At 40.3% G+C, this 25,599-nt stretch carries 29 protein-coding genes and 1 pseudogene; 10 read left to right on the plus strand and 20 right to left on the minus strand.

Annotated elements, in window-relative coordinates; all coding sequences use genetic code 11:
- Positions 1-230 precede the first annotated feature (230 nt).
- The 11 genes and pseudogenes from CVS81_RS09925 to CVS81_RS00265 form a co-directional block, all read right to left on the minus strand.
- A pseudogene (locus CVS81_RS09925) lies at positions 231-355 on the minus strand (integrase); the annotation flags it as partial.
- Positions 356-409: 54 nt separating this feature from the next.
- Positions 410-1,270 (minus strand): AMIN domain-containing protein, encoded by an 861-nt coding sequence (locus CVS81_RS00220; RefSeq protein ID WP_107964698.1) that lies wholly within the window; start codon positions 1,268-1,270, stop codon positions 410-412.
- Between the two features lie 5 nt (positions 1,271-1,275).
- Entirely contained in the window at positions 1,276-1,458 is a 183-nt protein-coding gene (locus tag CVS81_RS10135) for a hypothetical protein (RefSeq protein ID WP_178140078.1), read from the minus strand.
- Between the two features lie 104 nt (positions 1,459-1,562).
- A complete protein-coding gene (gene eno / locus CVS81_RS00230) occupies positions 1,563-2,813 on the minus strand; it encodes a phosphopyruvate hydratase (RefSeq protein ID WP_002940828.1) in 1,251 nt (416 codons plus the stop codon).
- On the minus strand, positions 2,813-3,910 hold the full coding sequence (recA, locus tag CVS81_RS00235) for a recombinase RecA (RefSeq protein WP_021085361.1): 1,098 nt from the start codon (positions 3,908-3,910) through the stop codon (positions 2,813-2,815). The genes eno and recA overlap by 1 nt, the downstream gene beginning before the upstream one ends.
- Positions 3,911-3,972: 62 nt before the next feature.
- Complete coding sequence (locus CVS81_RS00240) at positions 3,973-4,461, minus strand: addiction module antitoxin (protein ID WP_107964699.1); 489 nt, start codon at positions 4,459-4,461, stop codon at positions 3,973-3,975.
- An 8-nt stretch (positions 4,462-4,469) separates the two neighbouring features.
- The gene (locus CVS81_RS00245; protein ID WP_107964700.1) at positions 4,470-5,267 is read right to left on the minus strand and encodes a UDP-N-acetylmuramate dehydrogenase; all 798 of its coding nucleotides are present in this window, start codon (positions 5,265-5,267) and stop codon (positions 4,470-4,472) included.
- Positions 5,264-5,533: a flagellar biosynthesis protein FliQ gene (gene fliQ / locus CVS81_RS00250; protein WP_223154231.1), complete on the minus strand. Its 270-nt coding sequence runs from the start codon at positions 5,531-5,533 to the stop codon at positions 5,264-5,266. Before fliQ ends, CVS81_RS00245 begins: the two co-directional genes overlap by 4 nt.
- Complete coding sequence (locus CVS81_RS00255; protein WP_107964701.1) at positions 5,530-6,402, minus strand: menaquinone biosynthesis family protein; 873 nt, start codon at positions 6,400-6,402, stop codon at positions 5,530-5,532. The genes fliQ and CVS81_RS00255 overlap by 4 nt, the downstream gene beginning before the upstream one ends.
- Before the next feature lie 55 nt (positions 6,403-6,457).
- A complete protein-coding gene (locus CVS81_RS00260; RefSeq protein WP_107964702.1) occupies positions 6,458-6,955 on the minus strand; it encodes a chemotaxis protein in 498 nt (165 codons plus the stop codon).
- An 8-nt stretch (positions 6,956-6,963) separates the two neighbouring features.
- Positions 6,964-8,052 (minus strand): nicotinate phosphoribosyltransferase, encoded by a 1,089-nt coding sequence (locus CVS81_RS00265; RefSeq protein ID WP_107964703.1) that lies wholly within the window; start codon positions 8,050-8,052, stop codon positions 6,964-6,966.
- Positions 8,053-8,179: 127 nt separating this feature from the next.
- Between CVS81_RS00265 and modA the strand changes: the two genes are divergently transcribed.
- The 4 genes from modA to CVS81_RS00285 all read left to right on the plus strand — a co-directional run bounded on the left by modA (position 8,180) and on the right by CVS81_RS00285 (position 11,415).
- On the plus strand, positions 8,180-8,878 hold the full coding sequence (gene modA / locus CVS81_RS00270; protein ID WP_107964704.1) for a molybdate ABC transporter substrate-binding protein: 699 nt from the start codon (positions 8,180-8,182) through the stop codon (positions 8,876-8,878).
- Positions 8,879-8,886: 8 nt separating this feature from the next.
- Entirely contained in the window at positions 8,887-9,546 is a 660-nt protein-coding gene (locus CVS81_RS00275) for a molybdate ABC transporter permease subunit (RefSeq protein WP_107964705.1), read from the plus strand.
- An 85-nt stretch (positions 9,547-9,631) separates the two neighbouring features.
- Complete coding sequence (gene accB / locus CVS81_RS00280) at positions 9,632-10,084, plus strand: acetyl-CoA carboxylase biotin carboxyl carrier protein (protein WP_103602213.1); 453 nt, start codon at positions 9,632-9,634, stop codon at positions 10,082-10,084.
- Entirely contained in the window at positions 10,084-11,415 is a 1,332-nt protein-coding gene (locus CVS81_RS00285) for an acetyl-CoA carboxylase biotin carboxylase subunit (RefSeq protein WP_107964706.1), read from the plus strand. The genes accB and CVS81_RS00285 overlap by 1 nt, the downstream gene beginning before the upstream one ends.
- A 166-nt stretch (positions 11,416-11,581) precedes the next feature.
- On the opposite strand, the gene CVS81_RS00290 is transcribed toward CVS81_RS00285, so the two are convergent.
- The 8 genes from CVS81_RS00290 to CVS81_RS00325 all read right to left on the minus strand — a co-directional run bounded on the left by CVS81_RS00290 (position 11,582) and on the right by CVS81_RS00325 (position 16,882).
- Positions 11,582-12,133 (minus strand): DUF2393 family protein, encoded by a 552-nt coding sequence (locus CVS81_RS00290; RefSeq protein WP_021088134.1) that lies wholly within the window; start codon positions 12,131-12,133, stop codon positions 11,582-11,584.
- On the minus strand, positions 12,133-12,663 hold the full coding sequence (locus CVS81_RS00295; RefSeq protein WP_103569306.1) for a DUF2393 family protein: 531 nt from the start codon (positions 12,661-12,663) through the stop codon (positions 12,133-12,135). Before CVS81_RS00295 ends, CVS81_RS00290 begins: the two co-directional genes overlap by 1 nt.
- The gene (hisIE, locus tag CVS81_RS00300; RefSeq protein ID WP_107964707.1) at positions 12,653-13,387 is read right to left on the minus strand and encodes a bifunctional phosphoribosyl-AMP cyclohydrolase/phosphoribosyl-ATP diphosphatase HisIE; all 735 of its coding nucleotides are present in this window, start codon (positions 13,385-13,387) and stop codon (positions 12,653-12,655) included. The genes CVS81_RS00295 and hisIE overlap by 11 nt, the downstream gene beginning before the upstream one ends.
- A 2-nt stretch (positions 13,388-13,389) precedes the next feature.
- A complete protein-coding gene (locus CVS81_RS00305; protein ID WP_107944690.1) occupies positions 13,390-14,502 on the minus strand; it encodes a prohibitin family protein in 1,113 nt (370 codons plus the stop codon).
- A gap of 16 nt (positions 14,503-14,518) precedes the next feature.
- Positions 14,519-15,433, minus strand: a complete 915-nt coding sequence (locus CVS81_RS00310; protein WP_107964708.1) for a branched-chain amino acid transaminase — start codon at positions 15,431-15,433, stop codon at positions 14,519-14,521.
- A gap of 100 nt (positions 15,434-15,533) precedes the next feature.
- Complete coding sequence (locus tag CVS81_RS00315; protein WP_021084127.1) at positions 15,534-16,175, minus strand: thiol:disulfide interchange protein DsbA/DsbL; 642 nt, start codon at positions 16,173-16,175, stop codon at positions 15,534-15,536.
- Between the two features lie 9 nt (positions 16,176-16,184).
- Positions 16,185-16,682: a thioredoxin-dependent thiol peroxidase gene (gene bcp, locus CVS81_RS00320; protein WP_103571730.1), complete on the minus strand. Its 498-nt coding sequence runs from the start codon at positions 16,680-16,682 to the stop codon at positions 16,185-16,187.
- Positions 16,679-16,882: a tautomerase family protein gene (locus CVS81_RS00325; protein ID WP_103579000.1), complete on the minus strand. Its 204-nt coding sequence runs from the start codon at positions 16,880-16,882 to the stop codon at positions 16,679-16,681. The genes bcp and CVS81_RS00325 overlap by 4 nt, the downstream gene beginning before the upstream one ends.
- Before the next feature lie 113 nt (positions 16,883-16,995).
- On the opposite strand from CVS81_RS00325, the gene CVS81_RS00330 reads away from it, so the two are divergent.
- Complete coding sequence (locus tag CVS81_RS00330; protein WP_021084112.1) at positions 16,996-17,400, plus strand: hypothetical protein; 405 nt, start codon at positions 16,996-16,998, stop codon at positions 17,398-17,400.
- Here the strand turns inward: CVS81_RS00330 and CVS81_RS00335 are convergent.
- Positions 17,397-20,717, minus strand: coding sequence for a DUF748 domain-containing protein (locus CVS81_RS00335; RefSeq protein WP_107964709.1), 3,321 nt, complete (start codon positions 20,715-20,717; stop codon positions 17,397-17,399). The genes CVS81_RS00330 and CVS81_RS00335 overlap by 4 nt on opposite strands.
- Positions 20,718-20,892: 175 nt before the next feature.
- Here CVS81_RS00335 and CVS81_RS00340 point away from each other — a divergent pair, with 175 nt between their 5' ends.
- From CVS81_RS00340 to CVS81_RS00360, 5 genes are read left to right on the plus strand one after another with little or no spacing between them, the layout of a single operon-like run.
- On the plus strand, positions 20,893-22,425 hold the full coding sequence (locus CVS81_RS00340) for an ABC transporter substrate-binding protein (protein ID WP_107964710.1): 1,533 nt from the start codon (positions 20,893-20,895) through the stop codon (positions 22,423-22,425).
- Between the two features lie 27 nt (positions 22,426-22,452).
- Positions 22,453-23,376, plus strand: a complete 924-nt coding sequence (locus tag CVS81_RS00345; protein WP_234399487.1) for an ABC transporter permease — start codon at positions 22,453-22,455, stop codon at positions 23,374-23,376.
- Positions 23,373-24,173 carry an ABC transporter permease gene (locus CVS81_RS00350; protein ID WP_107964712.1) on the plus strand — a complete coding sequence of 267 codons (801 nt, stop codon included), beginning with the start codon at positions 23,373-23,375 and terminating at the stop codon, positions 24,171-24,173. Before CVS81_RS00345 ends, CVS81_RS00350 begins: the two co-directional genes overlap by 4 nt.
- Positions 24,170-24,850, plus strand: coding sequence for an ATP-binding cassette domain-containing protein (locus tag CVS81_RS00355; protein WP_107964713.1), 681 nt, complete (start codon positions 24,170-24,172; stop codon positions 24,848-24,850). Before CVS81_RS00350 ends, CVS81_RS00355 begins: the two co-directional genes overlap by 4 nt.
- Entirely contained in the window at positions 24,847-25,596 is a 750-nt protein-coding gene (locus CVS81_RS00360) for an ATP-binding cassette domain-containing protein (RefSeq protein WP_107964714.1), read from the plus strand. Before CVS81_RS00355 ends, CVS81_RS00360 begins: the two co-directional genes overlap by 4 nt.
- Positions 25,597-25,599 lie beyond the last annotated feature (3 nt).

Genomic DNA, 25,599 nt, shown 5'->3' on the forward strand with positions numbered 1-25,599 from the left:
CCAAATTTTATTTTTGTGAGAGCTTTTGTCTTGCGGTGTAAATTTATATGCAGGGCAAGCTCTTAGGCTGCTTGCAAGCTAAAAATTCTCACATATTTATAGAGCTTCATAGTTAAATTTAATGTTTTAAATTTAATATCATCTGAAGCGTGCCAGCTGGTCTTTCAAACAGCGTTTTAAAATTTGTATGGGTTAAATAGTATTGCTAGTTTGCTCTATCTTTGAGTGCCCTAGTTCGCTAGATCCTCAGCCACTTTGGCGGCGAGTTTTAGCTTGTCACTATCAAAGTGCGTGTAAATCGCGAGGTATTTAGGCTAGCATGCCTAAAAGCTTCTTGCACTAGTGTCAGCTTTTTTGGTTACGACCAAGAAAAATTTAAAAATAGCAGGCTTAAATTTAAATATAAAAACTATAAAAGCTTAAGCACATATCCATTTTCAGCGGTTTCAAGCTTATATTTATGCATCTTGTCAAGCTCTAAAACCACTCTGAAATACTTGTCGTGCCAGCCGATTATGACGTTTTTAAATGTCTCGTTTTCAAGCTTTAAATTTCTAGTTTTAAAGCTTCTTGGGGGTTTTGCAAAGTCAAGCACGATCTTGTTTTTTTCATAGGCAAAGTGTTTTAAATTTTTAGCTTTTGTGATGATATTTAGCTCTTTTTCATGCGCTAAAAAGCTCACAAATCCCAAGAATTTAACCTCTTTTTCGCTGCTTTTTGTCTCTTGAACAGGCTTTGTAGTAGGCTCAATTTTTATTTCGACTACCTTTTGCTCAGGCTTAGCTGGCTCTTTTGTTTTTTTTGTGCCAAGGTCGATCACTACGACGTTTGGAGTTGGTACGTCTGAGGTTTTATTTCTATCTTTGTTTGAAATTTTAGTCTCATTTTTTTCTATTATCACCGGCGTGCTCACCTTTTGAGCTGGCACCTCCGCCATCGTGACAGAAACGTCTAGTTTTTTAGCTGCGACTGGTTCTGGATTTTTCATCTTGCTTATGGCAAATTCATCGTTCCAGTCGATAGTTTTGTTTATATCAGTTAGTCTTTTTTCTTTTATGCTGCCGTCATTTGCTCTATATCTTATGGTGACATCAAGTAGTAGCATCGCATCGCTTGGAAATTTAAACGAGAGCGAGTTGAAGCTGTCATATTTTTCTACGACGTTTGTCGTCATAACGCTTGTGTTTAGCTCGCTAATAGGCATAAATGGGTTTTCTCTGGCGCATAAGCTCGCAGTCAAGATAGATAAAACTAACCAAATTTTCTTCATCGTTCCTACTTTTTATTAGAGTCTGGCTCAAGGCCTTGTAATTCAAAATAGTCTTTTTGCAGACGTGCATTCATCTTTTTTAAAATTTCCACGTCTTCGCTAAGCCTCTCTTTTTTGCTCTGAAGGCTTAGCATCACGTCAAGTGAGCGTTTGCCAAACATCATGTTGCCCACGTAAAAGGCAAACATAGCCACGCAAATGGTGGCTATGACGTAGCGTAATGTCGGCCGAACAAATTTTATGATTTTATGAAATATGCCATCTTCTTTGCCATATTCATCTAAAATTTCGCTCAAATATTATCCCCTAAAAACTCACCCGCCTCAAGCTCGATCTCAAGCAAGCGGTTGTATTTCGCGTTGCGCTCGCTTCTTGAAGTGGCACCTGTCTTTATCTCGCCAGTGTTTAGTGCGACCGCAAAGTCAGCGATAAACGCATCTTCGCTCTCGCCACTTCTGTGGCTCATTATGCAGCGGTAGCCGTTTCTTTGCGCAAGGCGGACAGTTTGCATAGTTTGCGTGACTGAGCCTATTTGATTTGGCTTGATCAAGATAGCGTTTGCGATATTTTTCTCGATGCCCTCGCGTAAAATTTTCTCATTTGTAACAAAAAGGTCGTCGCCAACTAGCTGCACCTTGCTGCCAAGCCTTTTTGTAAGCTCAGCCCAGCCACTCCAGTCATCCTCGCTAAGGCCATCTTCGATAGAGAATATCGGATATTTTTCGCAAAGTTTTTCATAGTAGCTAATGAGCTCGTCGCTGCTAAATTTCTTGCCTTCAAGCTCGTATTTGCCGTCTTTATAAAGCTCGCTTGAAGCGACGTCAAGGGCAAGTTTTATCTGGCTGCCTAGCTCATATCCAGCCTCTTTTACAGCTTGTGAGATGAGCTTTAGTGGCTCTTCGTTGTCTTTTAAATTTGGAGCAAAGCCGCCCTCATCGCCGACAGCTGTGCTGTGTCCAGCTGCGTTTAGGATAGATTTTAGCTTGTGGTAAATTTCAGTTGCAGCTCTTAGTGCCTCGCTAAATGTGCTAAAGCCAAATGGCATGATCATAAATTCTTGAAAATCAACGCTGTTGTTTGCGTGCGCGCCGCCATTTATGATGTTAAACATCGGCACTGGCAAGATGCTAGCGTTTGCACCGCCAAGGTAGCGATAAAGCGGGATATTTAGGCTCTTTGCGGCTGCGCGAGCTACCGCCATAGATACGCCAAGGACTGCGTTTGCGCCTAAATTTGAGTAGTTGTGCGTGCCATCAAGCTCAAGCATCTCCGCATCGACTGCTTTTTGGTTGTAAGCATCAAGTCCTATCACTGCTTCTGCGATCTTTTCATTTACGTTTGAAACAGCCTTTAAAACGCCTTTGCCAGCATATCTCTCGTCTTTGTCGCGAAGCTCGAGCGCCTCGCGCTTACCAGTGCTTGCGCCGCTTGGTACGATCGCGCTTGCCTCAGTTCCGTCGCTTAGTCTAACTGTCGCACGAACTGTTGGGTTGCCTCTGCTGTCTAAAACCTCGTGAGCTTCTACATCTTCAATAAATACCATTATTCATCTCCTGCTTCGTTTGTGTCGTCGTCTTCGTCTTTTGCGCCGCTGCTTATTAGGTGATCAATCCCCATTGAGCCTTTGATCGCCGCTACTATCTCGTCAGAAATTTCTGGGTGCTCTTTTAGGTAGGCTTTGGCGTTTTCTCTGCCTTGACCTAGTTTTTCGGCCTTGTAGCTAAACCACGCACCTGATTTGTCGATGATGTCGAGCTTTACGCCATAGTCGATGATCTCGCCCTCTTTGCTCACACCCTCGCCAAACATGATGTCAAATTCAGCCACTTTAAATGGAGGTGCCACCTTGTTTTTAACGACTTTTGCTTTTGTGCGGTTGCCGATAGGCTCATCGTTTTGTTTAAGTGTAGCTATCTTTCTTACGTCTATTCTTACAGATGAGTAAAATTTAAGTGCATTACCGCCAGTTGTGGTCTCTGGCGTGCCATATCCCATCATACCGATCTTCATACGAATTTGGTTGATGAAGATAACAGTTGTCTTCATCTTGCTTAAAATTCCAGTTAGCTTTCTAAGCGCCTGACTCATAAGTCTTGCCTGAAGGCCAACGTGCTGATCGCCCATGTCGCCATCTATCTCGCTCTTTGGAGTAAGTGCAGCAACGCTATCAACTACGATAAGATCGACTGCGCCACTTCTTGCAAGCGTTTCAACGATCTCAAGTGCCTGCTCGCCAAAGTCTGGCTGAGAGACGTAAAGGTTGTCGGTATTTACGCCTAAATTTGAAGCGTATTTTACGTCTAGTGCGTGCTCTGCATCGACAAATGCACAAATTCCGCCAGCTTTTTGCGCTTCAGCGATGATGTGAAGTGTGAGCGTGGTCTTACCAGAGCTCTCTGGTCCGTAGATCTCGATGATCCTGCCTTTTGGGACGCCACCTATGCCAAGAGCCAGATCAAGCCCTAGCGAGCCAGTCGGTATCGACTCGATAGCCTCAACCTCTTTGTCACCAAGTCTTAAAAGCGTGCCTTTGCCAAAAGCTTTATCGATCTGCTTTAGCGCAAGCTCAAGCGCCTTTTTCTTGTCCGCTTCGCTCTCTGGGATAGCTATCTTTTTGTCACTATCTTTTTCTTTTGCCATTTTTTACCTTATAGTTGAAATTTGGCTTGATTTTATCTAAAAAGAGATGAATTTTACTTGATTTACTCGCAAATTATAATATTTTCGCCAAGCAGTGCAGCGCTATCAATGAGAGCAAAAAGCTGCTCTTTTTCAAACAAAAATCCATAAATTTGATCTTCATTTTTTAGTATCGCTAGCTTTAGTGGCTCTATAAGCGAGCTTGCGCAAAGATTTAAAAAAGCTTCATCGATATGATTTTGTGAAATTTGGGGTTTGGTTTTGAAATTTTCATCTTTTATAAAAGAGATAAATTCCTCTTTGGTAGTAGATTTATTAAATTTAAAAATTAGTTTTTCTTTTAAGGCCTGGGCTAAAATTTCATCAAATTTAATCAGGTCGATATAGTTTTTCACACCTAAAATTTGAGCAAAATTTAGCAGATTTTTATCATAATCAGCCATATTTTTCTCGTGCTCGCTTTGTGCCTTTTTAGCCCTATAAATAGCGTAAAAGCCGATAGCTATAAACAAAAGTGAAAGGGTAAAAACTTCGCTTAAAAACTCACTCATCATCATCCTTATAAAATGCAAACTTCAGTCTTAAGCTCTATGCCAAATTTCTCTAAAACCCTAGCTTTTGCTAAATTTATAAGATTTGTGGCGTCTTCAAAGCTTGCGTGGTTAAAATTTATCAAAAAATTTGCGTGCTCTTCGCTAAATTTTGCTCCGCCGATCGCATACCCCTTTAGTCCAACTGCTTCAATCAATGCCCCTGCAAAAAGGCCTTCAGGATTTACAAAACAGCTGCCAAAGCTAGCTCCTTTTGGTTGATTTGCCCTTTTTGCGCTTATAGCTTCAGATATGTTCGCGTCAAAACCACTTTGAAGCTCAAATTTAGCCCCCAAAATGGCCTCATCTATACCGCTGTGGCGGTAGCTAAAGCTTATCTCATCTTTGCTCACCCAGCCACGAGCCAGATGCACATGCGTGAGGTTGTCGCTTATGCTAAATTTAAGCAGCCCAGCGTTCATCTTGATAAGTCCGCCAAGCGTGCCAGGGATATTTTTTAAAAACTCAAGGTTGGCTATATTGTTTTGCTTGCAGAAGTTATAAATTTTGGCTGATTTTGTCGCTGCACCTATCTCAAGGTGGATTTTTTCACCGAAGCGTTCTAAATTTATATAGTCAAAGCTCTTGCCAAGCATTGCCATTTTTGGGGGATTTGGCGAGATAAGAAGGTTATTGCCTCCGCCTATCATCACAGCGCCTAAAAAGTGAGGCGAGCTTAGATCTTCAAGGCTATCAACCTCGAAAATTTCATGCACGCCACCTATCCTAACCGAGGTAAATTTAGAAAAATCAACAAGCCTCGTCACTGGATAAATTCCGGTATAAAATCAAGCATGCGAGTGGTAAATTCAACCATCATCGAGATCATCCAAGGCATTAAAAATATGATGACAACGACGACTAGCAAGATCTTTGGCACGAAGCTTAGCGTGGTTTCGTTTATCTGCGTGGTCGCTTGAAAAATGGAGATGATAAGACCTGCTATTAGGCCGCTTAGCAGCATCGGAAGGCTGATATAAAGGGCGATCTTAAAGGTTTCAACTCCAAGTGAGACAAGCGTGCTTTGCATCAGCTAAACCTTACTTCGTTGTATTCAGTTGGGATTAAGTAGTCGTTTATGTCGATTGGCTTTTCAAAAAAGCCTTTTTCAAAGCCTATTTGATAGAGCTTATTTAGCGCTTTTAGCTGCGTTTCGTTCATGCTTATAGACTCGTCATTTGCATATAAATTTAGATACGCTTTAAGCTCGTCTTTGCCAACTCTGATGAGATTTCGCTCCATTAGCATGTGAGATAAAAATGGCTTGTGCGAAGTGGCGATCCTAACGGCCTCGCTAAGCACTCTTTCGCACTCGATGGCGTCAGTTATCGGCAGGCTTCGTCTAAGCGCCATGCCACCAAGTGGAAGCGGTAAATTTTCGCCGTTTAGCTCGCTCCAGATGTCCCAAATTTCACGCTCGACGCAGAGCTTGTCAGAGAAATTTAAGATACTTTCATGTATAAGCACGCCAGCATCGACTTCGCCGCTAAGCACGGCATTTTCGATCTCTAAGAAATTTTTATAAACGATCCTTGCCTCTGGGTAGGCTATGCGAAAGAGCAGAGCATTTGTCGTGTTTTTACCAGATAGTGCGACCTTGAAATTTCGCTTTAGCTGCTTGCCTTTTAGCTTGATAAGCTTTGGGCCATATCCATTACCAAAGCTCACCGCACAGCGTAAAAGTGCAAATTCATCGCAAATTTTAGGATAGAGTGCAAAGCTGATCGCCGTTGCCTCATAAGTGCCTTTTAGTGCCTCTTCGTTTAGCGTTTCTATATCAAGCGCCTTTGATGTAAAGGCTAAATTTTTACTGCTAACCCAGCCAAATTTGACCGCGGCATACATGAAAATATCGTCAGCATCAGGCGAGTGAGCGACGTTTATGGTTTTTAGATTATGCAAAGATGATCCTTTTTTTGATTACGCCATTTTAATGAAATTTATTTAAAATAAAGTTTTAAGGGTGGTTTTGAAACGATTTTACCAGCTTTGCCTCTTTGAAATTTAGCACGTATTTCACGTCTATGGCGTCATTTTTGCCCTTGTTACGCGAAGAAAAGGTCGAGTAGTAAGGATGCTTAAGATCGAGCATTTTAATTAGCTTTTGATCATCAAGCTCTTTTTTTACGCGCTCAACGATGATCGTTGTTATAAATTTATCCTCAAACTCATAAAATGGCCAGACTATAACGCCTGTGTCGCTTGATTTAAAGTCATTTATTTTAGACTTTTTTGGGATATTTAGCATGGAGATGATCTTTTTGCGTGAGCTCTCTAAGTTTTGCACCGAGATCACCTTTACGAGCAGGTCTTTTTTGAGCCCTGCACCGTTTTGGCTAAAGCGGTAAACGCCGTCTTCAAGGATACCAACTTTTTCAAAGGCGTTAGCGTAGTTTGCAGCGGCGCAAGCGGTCAGCAAAAGCGATAAAAACACTAAAATTTTTATAAATTTCATCTTTTCTCCTAAAATTTAACTCTTTTTAGTCTATCTGAAGCGAAATTTTTCCTGCCAAATTTAGCTTCACTTTTGCCGTTTAGCTCGACTAGATCGCCTGTAAAGCCACAAATATCATTTTTAACAAGATAGCTTCCCACACCGTAAATATCAACTGGGGTGTTAAATTTCTCAAATTCGCTCATTTTTTGCGGATTAAAACCTGAGCTAACTACGATCTTAACGTGCTTAAAGCCAGCTTTATCAAGCGCCTCTCTTAGGGCAAATATAAGCTCCTTGCAAACGCCATGTGGGTCAAATTTACTCGTATCTTTGCCATCAAAATACCTATCTATCAAATTTTTACTAGTATCAACTCTAACCGCGCCAAGCCTCTCTTTTAGGGCATTTGCAGCCTTTAAAGCGTCTGTTATCACGTCATTGTTGTAATCAACCAAGGCCGTGATCTGCTCGTTTTCAAAGGTTTTAGCGTAAATTTGGCAAGCCTTCACCACGTCTCCGCCGCACATTTGAATGAGCGCGTGAGGCATAGTGCCACCACCTTTTAGCCCTGTAAGCTCGCCCTGAGCGTCTGTGGCGACCTTTTTGATGCCACCTACAAATGATGCATAGCCGTCGCCTGGCTGCGTGCAGATGTCATCTTGTCTGTCTGCCATGCTAAAGACGTCCTTTCCATTTGCCGCTTTTATCACGTCTCTGGAGTTTGTCGCCACGCAGCTTCTTCTAGTAAGCGTCGCGTCGATCACGTTTTCTAAAAAGCCGAAATTTTCATACTTGCCGCTTATCTTTAAAACTGGCTCGTTTGCATTTATGATATCGCCATCATCAAGTGCGTAAATTTCAAGCTCGCTTGGGTTTTTGGCAAATTTATTTATGATAGCCAAAACCTCGTCGATGCCACAAAGCATGATATCATCGCGCCTTTGGAAAAACTGCATCGTCACGTGCTGATCAGGCAGGTTTTGCTTAATTATCTCATTTACTTTTAGAAAATATTTCGCCGTAAAATAGCCCTCACCGATCCTAGGATCTAGCTTAAAAGTCTTATCTGTTAGCCTATCTATCTTGCCTTGCATCTTTAGCTCAAGTTCGTTCATGTCTGTCCTTTTGTTTTTGCGAGATTATACCATTTTAGAAAAAGAGTAAAATTGTAAAAATATATTTTAAGAATGTATAAGAGTATATTTTATAAAATCGTGAAATTTTATTTTTAAAGAAAAAAATATGAAAAAATTTTTACTTTTAATGGCAGCAGTTTTTGCATTTGGCAATGAAAATTTACTAGTTAGTGCGGGCGGTGGATATAAAAAGATAGTCGAGGCAGTCGCGCAAAATCTCAAAAAAGATGGCGTAAATATTGACACCTCTTTTGCAAACATCAAAGCGATCATGGCGCAGGCAAAAGAGGGCAAAACTGACGTGATAGTGGGCGATGAGGACTTTTTGAAAAAGCCCGATCTAAAGATCACTGAATATGTAAATTTAGGCTCTGGCGCCTTGGTGCTAGCTACTAAAAAAGGCTTGAAAATAGAAAAAATTGACGAGCTAAAAACGCTTTCAAAAATCGCTATGCCAGACGCGGCAAAGACAGTTTATGGCAAGAGAGCGAGCGAGTTTATGCAAAAAGCAAATTTAGAGGGCGAGCTAAAGGATAAAATTTTAGCAGTTGCAGGCGTGCCACAGGTCGTTACCTATATATTAAACGGCGAAGTTGATGCTGGCTTTATCAACCAAACCGAGCTAAACGCGCACAAGGATGAATTTGGTAGTTTTATCTTGATAGACAAGTCGCTTTATGCACCAGCAAACATCGTGGCTGCAAAGCTTGAAGGATGCGAGAAAAAGGCTGACTGCGAGAAATTTATAAACGAGCTAAAAAGCGAGAGATCAAAAGAAATTTACGCTAAATTTGGCATAAGATAGGGCGAAATTTGCAAGAGCTTGCTTGGCTTTTTGATCCGCTATTTTTAAGCATAAAGGTCGTTTTGTGCCAAGGGCTTTTGCTTGCTATTTTTGGGCTAGCTCTAGCTTATTTTCTAGCTTTTAGCAAGTCTAAGCTTAGAGCCATTGCCGAGATGATAGTCACCTTTCCGCTCATATTTCCGCCCATTGCGACGGGATTTTTACTGCTTTATCTACTTGGCAAAAATGGCATCATAGGCAAGGCTTTAAATTTAGAGATCGTCTTTAGCTTTAAAGCCCTTGTGATAGCAGCTTTCATAGCCTCACTGCCACTTTTTGTAAAGCCCGTAGCCTCAGCGCTTAGCTCACTTTCAAAAAGCCTTAGCGAGGCGGCATACAGCCTTGGTAAAAATAAATTTCAAACAGCCATTTTAGTGCTTTTCCCAAGCATCGCAAAAAGCGTGGCAGCAGCCTTTATCTTAGCGCTCTCGCGAGGGCTTGGCGAGGTTGGTATAACACTCATTTTAGGTGGCAATATCATAGGCAAAACAGACACCATCTCACTTGCTATCTACAACGCAGTCTATGACGGCAGAAGCGATCAGGCACTCGCTTTAAGCCTTGTTTTAGTTGTGCTTAGTTTTATCTTATTTTTTATTATAAATTTGCTAGAAAAAAGTAGAATTTAGCACAAAATTTATGCCAGCTAAAAATTAAATTTATTTAAATTTCGCTACAATTAGGGGCTTATATAAAAATTTAGGAGAATTTTCTATGAAAAAAGAAGATATAAAAGAGCTTATCGAATTTTTTAATGGTATGGAGATGAATCATATCAAGATAAAAAGTGGTGATTTTGAGGTCGAGGTAGAGAAATTTGCTGATTATTGCGCGCCTGCAAAGCCAGCGACACAAGCAGCAGCTCCAGCGCCAACACCTGTAAATGTTGTCGTTAGCTCAGAGGTAAAACCAGCTGCAAATTCGCCAAAAGATAGCATAAAATCTCCTATGGTAGGTACTTTCTACGCTGCTCCAAGCCCAGGCGCTGCTCCATTTGTAAAAGTAGGTCAAAGAGTGAGAAAAGGCGATGTAGTGGGCATCATCGAAGCTATGAAGATCATGAACGAGATCGAGGCTGAGTTTGACTGCCAGATCACTGAGATGCTAGTCTCTGACGGACAGCCAGTTGAGTTTGGATTGCCGTTATTTGGCGTGGAGAAAAATTAATGGAATTAAAAAGAATTTTAATTGCAAACCGCGGCGAGATCGCTCTTCGTGCTTTGCGAACGATAAAGGAGATGGGTAAAGAAGCCGTTGTAGTTTATTCAACCGCTGACAAAGACGCACTTTACGTAAAATACGCCGACGTGGCTATTTGCATCGGTAAAGAGCGCTCAAGTGACAGCTACCTAAATATCCCAGCTATCATAAGCGCAGCTGAGATCAGCGAAGCAGACGCTATCTTCCCAGGTTATGGCTTTTTAAGTGAAAATCAAAATTTTGTTGAAATTTGCTCACACCACAAGATAAAATTTATTGGACCAAGCGTTGCTGCGATGGCTTTGATGAGCGACAAGAGTAAGGCAAAACAGGTCATGCAAAGAGCTGGCGTTCCAGTCATCCCTGGCTCAGACGGCGCTGTGGCTGATACAAAAGCTGCAAAAGAGCTAGCTAAAAAGATAGGCTATCCTGTCATCTTAAAAGCTGCGGCAGGTGGCGGCGGACGCGGTATGCGCGTGGTTGAAAAAGAGTCTGATTTAGAAAAAGCGTTTTGGTCGGCTGAGAGCGAGGCGATGAGTGCATTTGGCGATGGCACGATGTATATGGAAAAATATATCCTAAATCCACGCCACATCGAGGTTCAAATCATCGGCGATAGCCACGGCAACGTGCTTCACATAGGCGAGCGTGACTGCTCTATGCAGCGCCGTCACCAAAAGCTGATTGAAGAGAGCCCAGCTATCTTGCTTGATGAAAAAACAAGAGAGAGGCTACATGAAACTGCCATAAAAGCGGCAAAAGCGATCGGCTACGAGGGGGCAGGTACGTTTGAGTTTTTGGTTGATAAAAATTTAGACTTTTACTTCATCGAGATGAACACGAGACTTCAAGTCGAGCACACAGTAAGCGAAATGGTAAGCGGACTTGATATCATCGAGCTTATGATAAAAGTGGCCGAGGGCGAAAAACTACCATCACAAAAGAGCATCGAGCTAAAAGGCCATGCGATCGAGTGCAGGATCACAGCTGAGGATCCAAACACCTTCACTCCGTGCCCTGGCAAGATCACAAAATATGTCTGCCCAGGTGGCCGCAACGTGAGAATGGATAGCCACATCTACCAAGACTATTCTATACCGCCGTATTATGACAGTATGATCGGAAAGCTCGTTGTTTGGGACACTGATAGAAACAGAGCCATTCATAAGATGAAAGTTGCTCTTGATCAGCTCATAATAAGCGGCATCAAAACAACAAAAGACTTTCACATCGCCATGATGGAAAACAAAGACTTTTTAAGCAACAACTACGATACAAACTATCTTTCAAGACATTAAAACTAAATTTTAAACCATTGCCTTTTGGCTTTGGTTTAAAATTTCATATTTAATTTTATTTTATATAAGCCAAATTTTTATGAGTTGAGCTATTTTAAATTTAAGAGAAATTTAGCCAGATTGTAACTACAAAATGCAATAAATACTAAAAATTTATCTAAATTTATTAGTAGCAACTAAGTTTTGTGATATTCATACCATTTTTAAAATATGGCGGATAAGGCATAGTCACTGTAAATGGCACTGCTTTTTGCTTTGGTAAATTTTGAGCTACGTCAAATTTATATGCCACAGTGTTTGGTCTCTCGTCCTCATCGCCTCCAAAAACCCATGAGAAAAATGAGATCCCGCTTGGTTTAAATAGCGCCTCGCCGCCAAGATCGTTTTTGTTTAGCGGTTGATTAATGAGCTTAATTGTAAGGGTACATTTGCTAATGGTAAATTTGCCGACATTTCTTACTTGACCTCTAAAGACGATGCTTTCATTTCTTAACACTCGCTCGCTTTTTACGCCTTCAACTATGCCTTTTTTGGTGTATTTATCAAGAACTAGCATCAAAAAAATGGCAAGCGTGGTTGAGACCAAAATGTTTGTAAAAAGTAGCGATAAAAATAGTTTTCGCTCGGCTCTAAGCGAGAGCACAAGAAATAAAATAGAAAGTAGTGCGATCGCGAAAAGCACGATGATATGAACGATGGTAAAGTAGTTTGAGCTCATCAAAAACACTCCGCTTTTTTGGTGATATTGTAGTCAATGAAGGCAAAGTCATTGACAAATTCTCTTATCTGCTTGCTCTGCTTTGGCAAAAGCACTTCATTTAAAATGATCCGTTTTTTGGCAAAAGGATTGAGCGAATTTAGAAAATTTCTCGTGCTTTGCTTTGAGCCAAGGTAGAAGCCAAGCTCGATTTTGCAAACGTTTAATGTGTAGTTTGAATTATTTGTGATGTTAAAATCAACCATCAACGCATCGACATATTGAAGCTGTTTTGTGTTTATTTTGCTTATGCTAACTGGTCTTAGATTTTCGTTTATATATTTGTTTGCGTAGTAGTTACCTGCGAAAAGTCCCAAAAAACCAGCTAGGATAAATAAAAATCCTATCTGCCACCATGATTTTATCGCGACGAAAATTCCTAAAAGCACGATAAATATAAAGGCTAAAAACACCCAACCATAGGCTAGAAAGTCGATAAGTTTGGCGTTTTGAAGTATGAAAAGTATGTTATGCTTGATGCTATTTAACATCTCGCGATCTTTTTTCTTCGATGCCACTCATGCCAAAACGCCTTGCAAGCTCGTTTTTGACGGCATCTGGATGTATGTTGTGGGCTGAAAGTGTCACAAGTGTGTGAAAACAAAGATCGGCTGCTTCGTAGATGAGGTCATTTTTTGCTTTTTGCTCATCTTGTTTTATCTGCTTGGCAAAACTAAGCTCTTTTGCCGCCATGACAAGCTCTGTAGCTTCTTCGCCAACTTTTTTTAGAATTTGATTTTCACCCTTTTTAAAAAGGCTTGCCACGTATGAAGTTTGCGGATCAGCATTTAGCTTTCTATCTTCTATAACGTGATAAAGCTCGTCAATGACGCCGTAACTTGGCTTTTTAACCTCGCTTTTTTCATCTGAAATTTCTAAATTTTCTAAATTTATCTCGTTAAAAAAGCAAGACCTTGCCCCAGTGTGACAAGCAGCGCCTCCATTTTGAATGACTTTTAAAAGCAAAGTGTCGTTGTCGCAGTCTAAAAACGCAGCCTTGATCTCTTGCGTGTTGCCACTCTCTTCGCCTTTTTTCCAAATTCTATTTTTAGTGCGTGAAAAGTAGTGAGCGTAGCGGCTAGATAGACTTAAATTTAGTGCTTCTTCGTTCATATAAGCAAGCATCAAAACCTCGTTTGTAGCGTGATCGCAAACCACCACCGGGAGCAATCCACCAACCTTTTGCCAGTCTATACTTTTTGCTACGCTATTCATTTTTACCTTTCGCTAACCGAGCTAGCTTTTGCTCTATCTTTTGCATCTAGCCAGATATTTGGCACAGCTCCGCCAGGTGTTAAGAAAATTTTGGCATCTTTGTTCTCTTTAAGAGCGTCGTTAAATCTATTTTGTGTCTCGATCTGTTTTAAATTTAATAAATTTTGATCGACACTTTTTGCGATCTCTTTGTTTGCATACGCAGTCGCATCAGCTTCGATCTTGATAGCATCAGCCTTACCTTTTGCCTCGATGATAGCAGCTTTTGCGCTACCTTCTGCGAGGGCAGCTTGTTTTAGAGCCTCTTGATTTGCACGCTCAACCTCGTATTTTGTCCTCTCAGCCTCTTGTTTAGCGATCTGGACACGCTCGATCTGCTCTTTTACCTTTGAAGGCAAGATGATCTCGCGAAGCTGCACTGTTAGAAGCTCGACTGGCTTGTTTGGCTGTGAATCGATGTCTTTTCTTATGCCCTCATCGATCTGCCTTGCTAGGTCATTTCTCTTAGTTGGTAGCTCTTCGGCTGTGTATTTACCAGCGATGCTACGAACTACGTCACGCACGACAGGATCAACGATCTTGCTCTCCCAACTAAGACCCCAAGATGCGATAGTTTGTGGTGCATTTTCTGGATTTAGGCGGTACTGCACGGTGATATCGATGCTAACTGGTAAATTTCTAGCGTCCAAAACTGAGATAGAGTTTTTGCGTAAAATTCCAGCTCCCTGATAAGACTTTTGCAAGCTCTCGCCCATATCTTCACCTGAAGTGTAGTTGATGATCCTAACTCTAGTATCAACTACGATGATATCTTGGATAAATGGCAAAAAGAAGTGAAATCCTGGTTGCAAAGGATTTGGCTCATATTTACCCGCTGTGGCTTTGATGCCGACCTCGCCTGAGTGTATCACTTTAAATGGCTGAGTGATAGCAAGGATCGCGATAATGGCGATTATAATGTAGGCTAGCGCACCAAATTTGCCAAAGCCACTTGGTATATTTGGCATTTTAAAATCCTTTTTAAAAGGTGGCTCTTTGTCGTTATTTTGACCCGAGCCCCTGTTGTCATTACCTGGCTTTTTTTTGTTGAAATAATCATTTAAATCAGCGGGCATTTCGTTCCTTTAAATCTTAAATATATGTTAAAAATGATTCGTATTTTTTGTTTAGACCATAAACTACGTCAAAGTAAGCTTTTTGTAGTCTCTTTGTCACTTCGCCTCTAGCGCCGTTGCCGATGATGCGGTTATCTATGCTGTTTATCGGAGTTACTTCAGCTGCAGTGCCAGTGAAAAATGCCTCGTCAGCTGTGTATGCTTGATCTCTTGTGATGCGCTCTCTTCTTACTTCGATGTCAAGATCGTGAGCAAGTCTTATGACTGTATCTTGAGTGATACTAAGTAGGCTGTTGTCGTTTGGTGGAGTGATTAAAGCACCATTTTCAACGATGAAGAAGCACTCACCTGGACCTTCAGCCACAAAGCCCTCGCTGTCAAGAAGCAGCGCTTCGTCGTATCCAGCCTCTTTTGCCTCGTAGTTTGCCATTTGTGAGCTTAGGTAGTTTGAGCTAGCTTTTGCTCTGTTCATTTGAGCATCAGGGGCAAGTTTGGCAAAGCTTGAAATTTTAACTCTGATGCCTTTTTCTAGGCCTTCATCGCCAAGATAAGCACCCCACTCCCATGAAGCGATAGCAGTTTGCACTGGTGCTTTTGTGTGCGCTACGCCCATTACGCCGTATCCTAAAAAGATAAGTGGGCGGATATAGACGTTGCTGTTATATTTATTTGCGCGAAGTAGCTCGATCTGTGCTTTTTCAAGCTCTTCTTCAGTATAAGGCACGTTTAAAACGGTCATTTTTGCTGATCTTAAAAGTCTTTTTGTGTGGTCTTTTAGTCTAAAAATAGCTAGACCTTTTTTTGTTTTATAAGCTCTTGTGCCCTCAAATACAGCGTTAGCGTAGTGCAAAGAGTGAGTTAGAACGTGTACTTTCGCATCGTCCCATTTTACTAGTTTTCCATCCATCCAGATGAATTCTGAAGCGTTCATAATTAAACCTTTCTTTTTTAGAAATTTGATCCGAGTTTATCTAAAATTGCTTTAAATTTACATTTCTAAGCCCAAAATGTCCGTAAATTTTAGGCTAAAGTTACTTATCTAAAAGCTCTTTTATCGTCTTTGCCATCTCATCGATCGATGATGCTGCGTTTAAATTTATCAGATATTTGCCACTTACTACAAAGGCTGGCACACCGCTTATACTTGCTACATCATAAGAGGCAAACCACTCGTTTAAAAGCTCTTTTGCACGATCCGAGCTTAGCGCTTTTTCGTATTCGTCTTTGCTCACGTGAGCCGCATTTAGCGCTAGATCTATAAATCTTTGCTTATCTTTGCCGTCATTAAAGTCATCTTTTTCATCGTGTCTTGCTTTGTAGATCGCAAATTTAGCTTGCTTAAATTTAGACTCATCGCTTAGCAGATCAGTTCCATTTGCCTCGTCTATCGATATAAGAGCGGCGAAAATTTTACTTGTAGTCTCGCCAAGTTTGCCTTTGGTGCTTAGGTGATATGGGATAAATTTGACCCCATCAAGCTTTGACATCAGCTTTCTTGTGATCGTTCGGTCAAATTTATAGCAGTGAGGGCAGTCGTAGCTAAAGACCTTGACGACTGAGTTTTTAGGCACGTTGAGCGGTTTTGCTAGAGTTTGATACTCCACGCCTTCAGTCAGTGCTGATAAATTTAGCGCAAAAAACGCACTTAAAATTAGCATTTTTATAAGCTTCATCTTTGCTCCTTATTTTACTAGATCAGCTAGCACTTTTGCGGCGTGGTCTTTGGCTTTTACGCTTTTGTAAATTTTAGCTATCTTGCCGTCTTTGCCGATCACAAAGGTGCTTCTGGCGATGCCAAGATACTCTTTACCGTAGTTTTTCTTGACCTGCCAAACACCATAAAGCTTTGAAATTTCTTTATCCTCATCGCTTAAGAGGATGTGCTTTAAATTTTGCTTTGCGATAAAGCCAACGTGAGACTTCACGCTATCTGGGCTAACGCCGATGATAACGGTATCGTTTTTAATAAACTGATCGTAGTTTGCGCTAAATTCGCAAGCCTCAGTCGTGCAGCCTGGAGTGTTGTCTTTTGGGTAGAAGTAAAGCACCACGTTTTTGCCTATAAAGTCCTTTAGCGCGACCTTTACGCCATCTTGATTTAGCGCTTCAAACTCTGGCGCTTTATCGCCAACTTCAAGCGTTATCTTTCTTTCAATGTCTGCTTTGCTAAATTCGCTCATTTTATCCCCTTTCTTTTATCCTCTACACTCTCGCCTGCTACGCCGATGTTGCTCGCGTCGTGAGTTTCTAAAAATATCATAACCGCCTCTTTTTTCTTGCCAAGCACCCTCACAAGCGTATCTGTCACCTCGTGAAATACTTGATCTTTTTGCTCTTTTGTAGGCTCTGGGCCTGCTATTTTGATATTAACATAAGGCATTTTTGCTCCTTTTTTAAGATGCAAAATATTAGCCAAAATGAGTGAAATTTCAGATTAAAGCCGTTATTTAAGAATTTGGCATTAAAATAAGCAAACTTCCAAAAGGAGCGAAAATGGACTATAACAGGCAAAATAAGGGCTTTGTTTGCTTTATGTATGGCTTTGGACGAAGCAGGGCGGTTTATGCAGTTTTGATGATACTAATGGCACTTTTAGCTGGTTTTTTAACACTTACTTCAAGCGCTCAAGCTGACGTTTCAAATTTACAAATAGCCCTTGGCATCATACTTTGTGGCCTTTTGCTGATCCTTGTAAATCCTAAAATTTTCATCATCAAGCTAATTGGCTACTTAATCGCCTTAGCTGGCGTTATGATCGCTCTTCACAATGCAAATTTGCTCGGAGCTGATTTTAATTTATATTTTTACGCAAGCCTTATTTTTGGGGCATTTATGATGCTTATGCTTCTTAGCTGGTTTGTCTATAATGCAAGAAGCAGCGAAATAAATGAAATTTAGTTCGCCACTCCCATTAGCACGCTTGTATAGGTGTTTTGCTTAGGCTCTGAGCTTGTTGCATCGTTCATATTTATGCGGCCAGCCTCAAGCCCAGCTTTTATAAGCGCCTCTTTTACCGCATTTGCACGCTCATTTGCAAGTTCTATTAGCTTTTCTTTATCGACCTCGATGCCCTTTAGCGCCTCTTCTCTTAGGGCTTTTTCGCTTCTATCTTTTAAATTTGGCACAAGCTCATTTAAAACTGCGATGTAGTCTTTGCCGCTTGAAGCGATGATTTGGTTGATCTTTTGATCTAGTTTTTTGTTTTTATAAAAGCTTTCATCGAGTTTTGAGTATGTTGGCGTTATGCTAAGCTTCATCTTAGGTTTTGAGCCAGTTAGCTTTATGAAATCAGCTATCTTAGGCGCTTCTGAGCTTATGAGCTCGCTACTTCCAGCAAGAAAATCAATAGAGCTAAGATCTTTGCTGCCAAGTCCTAGGGCGTTACCTAAAAATCTAAATGGAGCTAGCGTGATGTCAGCAAAGAGTTTTTTCACAGCTGCCCAGATGACGCCGCCATATTTAAAGTCAGGATCGTCTAAATTTCCCTCAACTGGCAGATCGATATTTATTTGATTATTTTGATCGCTAAGTATCGAGATAGCAAGCGAAAGTGGTAAATTTACAGCGTCTTTTGACTCAACCTTTTCTCCAAGTGTAAGTGAGTCAAAATTTATGAAATTTGAGCCATTTAGTTTTGAGTCGGCGACGCTATAGTTTAGGTTTAAATTTAGCTTGCCTTTTTTGATCTTATAGCCAACAAACTGCCCACTATATGGCGTTATATCAGTTAGATCGATATCTTTAAAGTCAAGCTTTATGTCGGTATTTTGCTTTAGCTCAAATGGAAAGAGTTTTGCTGTGATCTGCGCAAAGCCATTTTTACCAACCACACCTTGAAACTCGCCTGAGCTTGGGCGCTTTTTATCGATGTCAGTGAGCTTGCCATTTAGCTTTGAGATCGTTGTGGCAAATGGCATAAATAGCGATGCGTCCGAGAAATCAACCTCGCCATTTTTTAAAGAGAAGTTTTTCACGCTAAATTTTAGCTCGTCATCTTTTTTGCTAGCTGCCTTTTTGCTCTCAGGTTTTGCCTCGGTTTTAGCCTTATTTTTATCCTCTTTTACGATCTGAGATAGGTTAAATTTACGCTCTTTGCTTAGATGAGCCTTGATAAATGGAGAATTTAAGCTCACTCCGCTTATGGCAAGGTCACTTTTGGCAAATGAAATTTTTTCAAGATCAAGGCTTTTAAAGGCGATTAGTTTTTCAGCTTTTTTGCCATTTAGCCTTATATCTTTGATGCTAACTTTTGCGTCTGCTTTGATATCTTTTGCGTAGTGAAGCTGGGCATCTGCGCTCATCTGACCGCTAGCTAGATCGGCCTCTAAAAAGGGCTTTGCGTAGGCAAAATACTTTGGTAAATTTGTATCATTTAGCTTGATTTTTGCACTCACGTCAAGTGGCTCGATCTTTATCTTTGAATCAACATCCAAATTTAGCTTTTGTGAGCTTTTCATCGCCACTTTTGCATCAAATGGCTTGCTAAAATCGCTACTTAAATTTGCTACTTTTACAAAAAGATTATCAAATTTATGAGCGATCTTTTCGCCCTCAAAAAGGTGTGTCAAAGCGATATCTGCGTTATTTACACTTATATTTTTTATATCAAATTTAAACTCATTTTCTTTGCTTTTTGAAGCACTTTTATTTTCAGCCTTTTTCTCCACTTTTTTAGTGTGTTTTGTCACTTTTGTAGCTTTTGCGCTCTGCTCGCCAAATCCTAGCTCATTTACAGCGCTTAGACCATTGTCACTTAGCTCTGAGCTAAATTTCGCTCTATTTATGCTTACATTTTCAACCCCAAGAGCCATTTTTAAAAGATCGAAGCTTATGCTCTTTACTCCCACATCAGCGACGCTTGCTATATCTTTATTTTTTGCTTTAAGCCCTATGTTTTTTACATTTAGCTCATCAAGGCTCGCAAGGCTTTTGTTGCCATCCATTGTGAAGCTTGTATTTGTCACGCCAGCACTTGCAACGTTTGCACTTGCGCTTTTGCTAAGTGGCGCGTTGATGCCATTAAGTACTATTTTTTCAAGCGTTAGCGCGGTTTTGTTATTTGCTAAATTTAGATTTAAATTTGAAGCATTTATATCTTTTAAATTTGCTAAATTTCTATCCGCTTCATCTACTTTAAGAGCGTTTGCGCCTATGCTTTTTAGCTTGGCTGTGGCATTTAGCTCGCTTTTTTCATTTAAATTTGCAAGAAGCGAGATATCACTTAAATTTAGTGATTTTACGCTTGCAGCGATAGCATTTTTAAAAGAGATATCATTTAAATTTATAGCGCTTAAATTTAGCGCAGCCTCTGTTTTGTCAGCTATCTTGCTATCAAGATCAAATTTTGGAAGCTCAAGCTCGCCAAGACTAAGCTCATTTGCACCTTCATCAAGGCTTAGTCCTTTTACATTTAAAAAGCCATCTTTTAAATTTATCCTAGTTGCGTTCTCATCGGCATTTAAAGCGTAGTTTATCTTTAAGTTTATAATGGCATTTTTTAGATTTAACGTGTCATTGTCGATGAAGCTTATCGCAACTGGCTTTATGCTAAAGTCCTTTATGCTGACGTTGCCCTCTATTTTTAGTGGATTTAGCTTGATATCGCCATTTAGATCGATCTTGTGCGCTAGGCTTGAGTTTGAGTCAAAAATGTGACTGCCAGCACTATTTTTCTTCGTATTTAGCGAGCTTAGCTCGTAGTTTATATCATCAAAGCTTACATTAAATGGCTTTGTTAAATTTTGATCGCTATAAGAAAATGAACCTTTGATGATTTTTGCGTTATTTAGTGCGAAATTTATCGAGCTAGTGCTGTTATCTTCGCTGGTTGCGTTATTATCGCTTATAAAATTACTAAAGTTAAAATTTGCTTTTTTATCTCTTGTGATCTTTACTTTTGGCTCATCTAGCCTAAAAATGTCTATCTCAACTAGCTTTTTAAAGATAGAAAATGGCTTTAGCTTAAGGTCGATCTGCTTCGTGCTAAAAAGCGGCGAAGTGGTGTTTAGCTCGGCATTTGTAGCGTTTAGCTCAAAGGTAAAGGGATTAAATCTAGCATCACTTACAAAAAGCGTTGCGTTGTAGTCTTTTAGGTATTTTGGTGCGATATTTTTGATAGCATAAGGCAGACCAAAAAAGCCAAGAAGCGTGTAGATAAGCAAAAGTGAGACTACGCAGATGCCGGTGATTAGGGCTATTTTTTTCTTTTTATCCATTGTGAAATTTACCTTTTTGTCAGCTAAAATGAGCCCTGATTTTACTTTAAAAAAGGTTAAAAGTTAGTTAGAAATTGCAAATTTTCTATACATTAAATTTACACTTATCTTAATAATACTTTTATGCATTTCGTATTACTATTCGTCAAATATTTTTTAAACAAAGGAGCGAGTGATGAAGAGATTTTTGGCTTTATTGTTTTTGTTGTTTTCTGCCTTTGCTTATGCAAATGAGAATGCCGTTGTGGTCGCTATCGAGGAGCAAACACCTCGTATAAATCCACTCTACGACGAGGACCACGATCCTACGCTTTCGCTGGTTTTTTCTGGACTTACTAGCCATGATGAAAATAGCCATGTCGTGCCTGAGCTTGCCAAGTCTTGGCAGATGAGTGATGACGGGCTGGAGTATATTTTTGAGCTAAGAGATGATGCTTTTTGGCATGACGGGGTGAAATTTAGCGCAAAGGACGTTAAATTTACCATCGAAGCGGCTCAAGATAAGAAGCTAAACGCGCCTGCTATCTCAAACTACGAGGTGGTAAAAAGCGTTGAAATTTTGGGTGATTATAAAGTTAAGATCACGCTAAAAGAGCCTTTTCCACCGTTTCTTGACGCACTTAGCTTTGGCGTTTTGCCTGAGCACATTTTAAAGGGCAAAGATATCGCGACTGATAAATTTAACGACGCACCTATTGGCACTGGCGCTTACAAGCTTGTAAAATGGAAAAAAGATGAGAGTTTGGAGTTTGTGGCAAATGATAAATTTTATAAGGGTGAGCCAAAGATAAAAAGGCTATTTTTAAAGATAGTTGGTGATGAAAATTTAAGACTTGTAGGCCTAAAAAGCGGCGAGATCGACGTTGCGCTCATCTCTCCAACTGGTGTAAATTTCATAAAAGATGATAAAAAATTAAGCTTGCTTAAGTTTAAAAGTGCGGACTATAGAGCTTTGATGTTTAACTTTAATGATCCTATCTTTCAAGATAAAAATGTAAGGATCGCCCTAAACTACTCGGTCAATAAGGATGAGATAGTTAAAAAACTATTTCACGGATATGCAAGCGTAGCGAACAATCCGATAGAAAAAAGCTTTGCAAACGACAGCGAGTTTAAATTTAGCTACGATCCGCAAAAAGCTAGGGAGCTACTTGAAAAGAGTGGCTTTAAGAAAAACAAGGCTGGCTTTTTTGAAAAAGACGGCAAGGAGCTTGGCTTTGACATCTACGCCTTTAATAACGACATCTTAAGGGTCAATCTAGCTAAAATTTTAAGCAGCGAGTTTGAGAAATTTGGCGTAAGAGCCAAAGCCTATGCAAAGCCAAGAACAGCCTTTAGCATAAGCAAGGTCGATAGCTTTGTGATCGGCTGGGGCAGCCCATTTGATCCAGACTTTCACACATATAGAATTTTTGGCGGATTTGCTGACATCGATGTCAATGAAAATGGCTGGAATTTTAGCCACTACAAGGACGCAAACGTCGATCTTGCCTTAAAAAACGCAAGATATACAAAGGACGTGGAACTTAGGAAAAAATACTACAAAGAATTTCTAAAAGCACTTTTTGAAAATCCACCTTACATTTTTATAGCCTATCTCGACTATCCGCTCGTTTTTAACAACAAAATTTCAGGCATAAAGACGCAAATTTTAGGCCACCATGGGGCTGGATTTTTATGGAACATAAGAGAGTGGCAAGTAAAATAGTGGATAAAAACTTTGTTTAGAGCCATTTTGAAAACAGCGATCTCAAGCCTTGGGTTGCTGTTTTTTATCTCATTTTTTCTATTTTTGCTCATATATTTTTTGCCAGGCAATGTCACTGATGCGATGTTTTTGCGAAGTGAGGCGGTGAGCGTGGCTGTAAAAGAGCAAATTTTAGAAAATTTGGGGCTAAAAGATAACTTTTTTGTGCAGTATTTTAGGTGGCTGGCTCACTTTGTCACGGGCGACTTTGGCACTAGTTTTGTAAGTGGGGCAAGCGTTTTTTTACTCATTAAAGAGAGACTTTTAAACTCGCTTATTTTGTTTTTTGCTTCGTTTTTTCTGATAGTTTTTTTGTCATTTTTCTTGGGGCTTTTAAGCGCCATTTATAAGAATAAATTTGCCGATATTTTTATAAACTTTAGCTCGTTTTTGCTAGCATCATTGCCGCATTTTTACATCGCACTCGTGCTAATAGCGATCTTTAGTGTCTATCTAAACGTGCTGCCAAGCTCTGGGGCAAACGAGCTAGGATCTAGCGGCGTTGGGGCTAAATTTATCATCTTGCCAACGCTTGCCATCATCTTGCCACACCTTGGCGCAAACGTGAAATTTGTAAGAGACAGGCTAAATCAAAGCCTAAACGCTGACTTTATCCAGACGGCTCACGCTAGAGGCTTGGGTCGGGGCAAAATTTATCTCTTTGCTATAAAGCACGCAAGCACCGATATAGTCTATTATTTCGCAACCCTTGTGGCTGGCGTTTTTGCTGGCTCATATGTTATTGAGAGCATTTTTTCATTTCCAGGCATAGGCAAGCTTAGCCTTGATGCAGTCATCGCCAAAGACTATCCAGTCGCACTTGCGACCATTTTGCTAACGGCTGTTTTTGTCGTTTTTGCAAATTTACTGGCTAAAATTTTCGCTATCTTGGCAGATAAGAGAAATTTATGAGAAAAGTCATATTTTCCCTAGCCTGTTTTGTATTTTTAGCGCTTGTCACATTTGCCTTTGTGACGCCATTTTTTTCTAAATTTGAGCCAAATTTCACTGACTTTATGGCGGTAAATTTAGCCCCAAGTAGCGAGCATATCTTTGGCACTGACATCCTTGGTAGAGACAATCTCATAAGAGTGGCCTACGCGCTTAAAAACTCGCTTCTTGTTTTGCTACTAGCTGGCTTTTTAACGACGCTTTTCTCGCTCATCTACGCATATTTTGGCACGAGCAAGAGCAGAGTTTGTGAGAGCCTTTTTGATAAGGGGCTTGATGCTTTTTTAAGTATCCCAAACATCGTTTTTATCATGCTTTTTAGCTCATTTAGTAGTGGCGATCTTTTGATTACCTCTTTTATCATCGCCATTTGCTCCTTTATGCAGGGCGCAAAAGTCTTTATGCAAAATTTAAGACTTAGTAAAAAGTGCGACTACGCCGAGCAGGCTGTGATAAATGGGGCTAGTAAATTTAGTCTTATCTGCTTTGAAATTTTGCCAAATTTAAAGCATTTAATAGTTAGTATCTTTGGCATAAACGCGATAAATGCAGTCGTTATGGAGGCCACGCTTGGCTTTTTTGGCGTGGGTAGCGATGCAAATAAAATAAGCCTTGGCATCATGCTAAATGAGAGCAAAGAGGCGCTTTTTTTGGGCTCTTGGTGGATGGTGCTTTTCCCTGGCGTGACGCTCTTTTTGCTCATCCTTGCAACCTCGATCATCACGTCAAATTCAAAAAATGGCAATATAAAAATATGATAGAGATTAAAAATTTAAACGTTTTTTATAAGGATAAGAAGCTTTTGCGTGAGCTTGATTTTACTATGAGCGAGGGTAAATTTATAGGTATCACGGGTGCAAGTGGTAGTGGCAAATCGCTCTTTGCAAAGAGTTTAATAAGGCTTTTTGATGATGATTTTAGAGTGAGAGCGGATAAATTTAGCATTTATAAAAAAGATATCTTAAAACTTAGTCAAAATGAGCTAAAAGAGCACCGAAAAAAGGTCGCTGCGCTCGTTTTTCAAAACTCCGTTGCCAGCCTTCATCCACTCTTAAACGTGGGCGATCACTTTAACGCCTATCTTGGCGGCGATAATAAAACAAATAAAGAGCTTGCATTTGCTTATTTTAGGGAGTTTGGGCTGGGTAATGCAAATCTCATCTGGCACAAATACTCATACGAACTAAGTGGCGGCGAGGCGAGCCGCGTGCAGATCGCTCTTGCGCTTTGCCTGAAGCCAAAAATTTTAATCTGCGATGAGATAACAAGCGGGCTTGATAGCATTAGCGGTAGCCACGTGGTGGGCATCTTGGAGAGTTTAAAGGGCAAGATGAGCGTCATCTTTATCTCGCATGATGAGGCGCTGACAAGCTATCTTAGTGATGAAATTTGGCAGATGAGAGATGGGCGGCTAAATTTAAAGGAAAATGCGTGAAAATCAGGCTTGAAAATGTATCAAAAAGTTTAAGCTTTAAGGAGCATTTTAACGCTAGAGCTGAAGTGCTACACCTTTTGGAGGGGATAAGTTGCGAGCTTGATGATGGCGAAAATTTAGCCATTTTGGGGCAAAGTGGCAGTGGCAAAAGCACGCTTGCAAAGCTCATATCATTTAGCGAGCCAAAAAGTGGGGGCAAAATTTATATAAACAGTGAAGAGATCACGGACAAAAATGAGCTAAAAAAAGATATCAGATATATCTTGCAAAACCAAAAACAAGCCCTAAATCCAGCGCTAAAAGTAAAAACCGCGATCGCTCATGTGAGGTCATATCTTAAGCTTAGCTTTAGCGAAAATGAGCTCAAAGAGCTTCTGGCAAATTTAAATTTAAAAGATGAAATTTTAGAAAAATATCCATCTCAGCTAAGTGGCGGCGAGGCGACAAGGGTCGGGATACTGCTAGCGCTTCTTTCAAAGCCAAAAATCCTAATCTGCGACGAGATAACAAGCGGGCTTGACAACGAGACGAAGCAAAAGATTATAAATTTGCTTTTAAGCTTAGATAAAAAGATCAGCATTATCTTTATCACGCACGATATCCTAAGTGCGATGAAGATAGCGCAAAAGGTGCTAATCATCGAATCTGGCAAGCAAGTGGCGTGGGGTAAATTTGATGATCTTGCAAGTCAAAATGTCCTTAAAAAATACCTTGATGCAGCTAAATTTTATGACGCCAAACTTTGATAT

The sequence above is a fragment of the Campylobacter concisus genome (assembly GCF_003049065.1).
Taxonomy (GTDB): Bacteria; Campylobacterota; Campylobacteria; order Campylobacterales; family Campylobacteraceae; genus Campylobacter_A; species Campylobacter_A concisus_BE.

Bases quoted from the DNA above. Each gene is read 5' to 3' on its own strand.
- CVS81_RS00220 (WP_107964698.1), bottom strand. From the start codon at position 1,270: ATGAAGAAAATTTGGTTAGTTTTATCTATCTTGACTGCGAGCTTATGC.
- CVS81_RS10135 (WP_178140078.1), bottom strand. From the start codon at position 1,458: ATGTTTGCCTTTTACGTGGGCAACATGATGTTTGGCAAACGCTCACTT.
- eno (WP_002940828.1), bottom strand. From the start codon at position 2,813: ATGGTATTTATTGAAGATGTAGAAGCTCACGAGGTTTTAGACAGCAGA.
- recA (WP_021085361.1), bottom strand. From the start codon at position 3,910: ATGGCAAAAGAAAAAGATAGTGACAAAAAGATAGCTATCCCAGAGAGC.
- CVS81_RS00240 (WP_107964699.1), bottom strand. From the start codon at position 4,461: ATGAGTGAGTTTTTAAGCGAAGTTTTTACCCTTTCACTTTTGTTTATA.
- CVS81_RS00260 (WP_107964702.1), bottom strand. From the start codon at position 6,955: ATGAAATTTATAAAAATTTTAGTGTTTTTATCGCTTTTGCTGACCGCT.
- CVS81_RS00265 (WP_107964703.1), bottom strand. From the start codon at position 8,052: ATGAACGAACTTGAGCTAAAGATGCAAGGCAAGATAGATAGGCTAACA.
- modA (WP_107964704.1), top strand. From the start codon at position 8,180: ATGAAAAAATTTTTACTTTTAATGGCAGCAGTTTTTGCATTTGGCAAT.
- accB (WP_103602213.1), top strand. From the start codon at position 9,632: ATGAAAAAAGAAGATATAAAAGAGCTTATCGAATTTTTTAATGGTATG.
- CVS81_RS00285 (WP_107964706.1), top strand. From the start codon at position 10,084: ATGGAATTAAAAAGAATTTTAATTGCAAACCGCGGCGAGATCGCTCTT.
- CVS81_RS00290 (WP_021088134.1), bottom strand. From the start codon at position 12,133: ATGAGCTCAAACTACTTTACCATCGTTCATATCATCGTGCTTTTCGCG.
- CVS81_RS00295 (WP_103569306.1), bottom strand. From the start codon at position 12,663: ATGTTAAATAGCATCAAGCATAACATACTTTTCATACTTCAAAACGCC.
- hisIE (WP_107964707.1), bottom strand. From the start codon at position 13,387: ATGAATAGCGTAGCAAAAAGTATAGACTGGCAAAAGGTTGGTGGATTG.
- CVS81_RS00305 (WP_107944690.1), bottom strand. From the start codon at position 14,502: ATGCCCGCTGATTTAAATGATTATTTCAACAAAAAAAAGCCAGGTAAT.
- CVS81_RS00310 (WP_107964708.1), bottom strand. From the start codon at position 15,433: ATGAACGCTTCAGAATTCATCTGGATGGATGGAAAACTAGTAAAATGG.
- CVS81_RS00315 (WP_021084127.1), bottom strand. From the start codon at position 16,175: ATGAAGCTTATAAAAATGCTAATTTTAAGTGCGTTTTTTGCGCTAAAT.
- bcp (WP_103571730.1), bottom strand. From the start codon at position 16,682: ATGAGCGAATTTAGCAAAGCAGACATTGAAAGAAAGATAACGCTTGAA.
- CVS81_RS00325 (WP_103579000.1), bottom strand. From the start codon at position 16,882: ATGCCTTATGTTAATATCAAAATAGCAGGCCCAGAGCCTACAAAAGAG.
- CVS81_RS00330 (WP_021084112.1), top strand. From the start codon at position 16,996: ATGGACTATAACAGGCAAAATAAGGGCTTTGTTTGCTTTATGTATGGC.
- CVS81_RS00335 (WP_107964709.1), bottom strand. From the start codon at position 20,717: ATGGATAAAAAGAAAAAAATAGCCCTAATCACCGGCATCTGCGTAGTC.
- CVS81_RS00340 (WP_107964710.1), top strand. From the start codon at position 20,893: ATGAAGAGATTTTTGGCTTTATTGTTTTTGTTGTTTTCTGCCTTTGCT.
- CVS81_RS00350 (WP_107964712.1), top strand. From the start codon at position 23,373: ATGAGAAAAGTCATATTTTCCCTAGCCTGTTTTGTATTTTTAGCGCTT.
- CVS81_RS00355 (WP_107964713.1), top strand. From the start codon at position 24,170: ATGATAGAGATTAAAAATTTAAACGTTTTTTATAAGGATAAGAAGCTT.